The sequence below is a fragment of the Kitasatospora sp. NPDC001683 genome, assembly GCF_053596495.1.
The window spans coordinates 1-3,380 of sequence record NZ_JBSFGK010000207.1; the positions used below are offsets into that span (position 1 = coordinate 1).

1 protein-coding gene is annotated in these 3,380 nt (G+C 75.6%); it reads right to left on the reverse strand.

Going from position 1 to position 3,380, the window contains the following annotated elements; all coding sequences use genetic code 11:
• Positions 1-3,380: type I polyketide synthase (locus tag ACWCYO_RS40405; protein WP_449787023.1), on the reverse strand; the 3,380-nt coding region annotated here is incomplete at both ends.

A 3,380-nucleotide genomic window follows, 5' to 3' on the forward strand; every position in this document is an offset into this window, starting at 1 on the left:
TGGTTCACCGCGCTCCCCCGCAGAACCGCGAGGACGGTGTGCCCGTTGCGGCGGGCGTCCGACAGGCGCTCCAGCACCACCACGCCGACGCCCTCGCCCCAGCCCACGCCGTCCGCCGCCTCGGCGAAGGCCTTGCTGCGGCCGTCGGCGGCGAGGCCGCGCTGGCGCGAGAACTCGACGAACGTCCCCGGGGTGGACATCACCGTCACGCCGCCGGCCAGGGCCAGCGAGCACTCACCGCCGCGCAGCGCCTGCGCCGCCAGGTGCATCGCGACGAGGGACGACGAGCAGGCCGTGTCGACCGTGACCGCCGGGCCTTCGAGGCCGAGGGTGTAGGACACCCGGCCGGACGCCACGCTGCCGGCGCTGCCGCTGCCCTGGTGGCCTTCGAACTCACCGCCGCCGAGCAGATTCGCGTAGTCGGCGTACATGACGCCCGCGAAGACTCCGGTCCGGCTGCCGCGCAGCGACACGGGGTCGATGCCGGCCCGCTCAAAGGCCTCCCAGGAGGTTTCCAGCAGCAGGCGCTGCTGCGCATCCGTCGCCAGCGCCTCGCGCGGGCTCATCCCGAAGAACGCCGCGTCGAACGCCGCCGCCTCCCGCAGGAAGCCGCCCGTGCGGGTGTAGGACGTGCCGTTGTGGTCCGGGTCCGGGTCGTAGAGGGTCTCGACGTCCCAGCCGCGGTCGGCCGGGAACTCCGAGACCGTGTCCAGCCCGTCGGCCACCAGCCGCCACAGGTCCTCCGGCGACGCCACGCCGCCGGGATAGCGGCAGGCCATCCCGACCAGCACGATCGGGTCGTCGGACGGGAGGGGCAGGGGCGCCGGCGCTTGGTCCGTCGTCTCGGTGGCGCCGAACAGGCCCTCCAGCAGGAAGCCGGCGAGCGCGTGGGCGGTCGGGTAGTCGAAGACGACGGTGGCGGGCAGCTTGAGCCCGGTGACGGTCCGCAGCCGGTTGCGCAGCTCGACCGCCGTCAGCGAGTCGAAGCCGAGGTCCTGGAACGCCTTCGACGGGTCCACCGTCGAGCGGCCCTCGTGGCCGAGCACGAGCGCGATCTGGTCGCGCACCAGGTCCAGGACGGCCGCCCGCCGCTCCTCGCCACCCAGGCCCGACAGCCGGCGGGTCAGGTCGATCGCGGCGGGGGCGGCGACCGCCCGGCGCGCCGGGGTCCGGACCAGGCCGCGCAGCAGGGCGGGGACGCCGCCCCGGTCCCGCAGGGTGGGCAGGTCGAGCCGGACGGGCAGGACGGCCGGCGCGGCGCCGGTGGCGACCGCGTCGAACAGCGCCAGCCCGTGCTCCGGGTCGAGCGGCGGCACGCCGGCGCCGGTCATCCGCTCGCGCTCGGCGGCGGTGAGCGTGCCGGTCATACCGGCCACGTCCGACCACGGGCCCCAGGCGAGGGAGACGGCGGGCAGGCCGAGCGAGCGGCGGTGGACGGCCAGCGCGTCCAGGTAGGCGTTGCCCGCCGCGTAGGCGGCCTGGCCCGCGCTGCCGAACGTACCGGCCATCGACGAGAACAGGACGAACGCATCGACGGCGCAGGCGGCCTCGTGGAGGTTCCACGCCGCGTCCGCCTTCGGACGCAGGACGCCGGAGACCCGCGAGGGGGTGAGCGAGCCGATCACTCCGTCGTCGAGCACGCCGGCCGTGTGGACGACCGCACGGATCTCGTGGCGCGAGAACAGCTCGGCCACCGCGGCCGCGTCAGCCACGTCGCACGCCTCGACCTTCGCTCCTACGCCCAGCTCCGCCAGCAGCTCCCCGACGCCCTCGGCCTGAGCACCGCGACGGCTCACCAGCAGCAGGTCGCGCACACCGTGCTCGGCCACCAGGTGCCGGGCCACGAGCTTGCCCAGGCCGCCCGTGCCGCCGGTGATCAGAACCGTGCCCTCGGCCGGCCACGCCACCGCTTCCGTCGCTGCCTCCGTACGGGCCAGGCGCGCCGCGAGGATCTCTCCGTCGCGAACGAGCAGCTCCGGCTCGTCCAGGCCCAGGGCCTCGGACGGCAGTTCCTCCGACCCCGCCAGATCCACCAGGCCGAACCGGCCCGGCTCCTCAGTGATCGCCGAACGGAGAAGACCCCGCAGGGCTGCCCCGGACAGGTCCTCACCCGCCACCACGCCACGCGTCACGAACACCAGACGAGACGCGGCGAAGCGCTCCTCCGCCAGCCAGTCCTGCACGAGCCCGAGCGCCTGCGCCGTCCGCGCGTGCACCTCGTCGACGGCCGTCTCGATCACGACCACCGGCGGCACGTCTTCCGGCACCTCCGCCAGCGACCCGACCGCCACGAACTCCGGTGCGTCCGAGGCCTTCACCGGCACCCAGTCCACCCGGAACAGCGAGTCCCGGCCCACCTTCGGCCCGGCCGCGAGCTGCCCTGCGGCAATCGGACGCACCGTCAGCGCGCCGACCGACGCCACCGGCCTGCCGTCGGCGTCCGCCACGGCGAGCGCCAGGGCGCCCGAGGCCGAGCGCGTCAGGCGCACCCGCACCGACGACGCGCCGGAGGCGTGCAGCGCGACGTTCTCCCAGGCGAACGGCACTCCGCCACCCTCTCCGGTCCCGGCCAGCGCAAAACCGTGCAGGCAGGCGTCGAACAGCGCGGGGTGCAGGCCGAAGCCCTCGCCCTCCATACCTTCCGGCAGGGCGACCTCCGCGAAGACCTCCTCCCCGCGCCGCCACGCAGCCCGGAGGCCCTGGAACGCCGGGCCGTACCCGAACCCGGCCTCCGCCAGGCCCTCGTACAGCCCGGCCGCGTCGACCGCCGCGGCACCGGCCGGCGGCCACGCCGCGGCGTCGAACTCCGCCGGCGCCGCGCCCGTCCCCAGCACACCGCTCGCGTGCAGGGTCCAGACCGGCTCCGGGCCGGTGTCCGCCGTGGAGTGGATGCCGACCGCGCGGCGCCCGGCCTCGTCCGGCTCGGCCAGGCGCACCTGGATCCGGACGGCGCCGTCCTCGGGCAGGACCAGCGGCGCGGCCATGGTCAGCTCCTCGACCAGGTCGCAGCCGACCTCGTCGCAGGCGCGCACGGCCAGTTCCACCAGCGCCGTGCCCGGCACCAGGACCGAACCCATGACGACATGGTCCGCCAGCCACCCGTGCGAGCGCGCCGACAGCCTGCCGGTGAACACCAACCCCGCGGTGCCCGCCAGTTCGAGCGAGCCGGTGAGCAGCGGGTGGTCGGCGTTGCGGAGCCCGGCGGACTCGGCCGTCGGGAAGGGCGCCGAGGCGTCCGTCCAGAAGCGGCGGTGCTGGAAGGCGTACGTCGGCAGGTCGATCCTGCGGGCGCCGGTGCCGACGAACAGGGGGGCCCAGTCGACCGTGGCGCCGTGGACGTGGAGGCGGGCGAGGGCGTCGACGAAGGTCCGCTCCTCGGC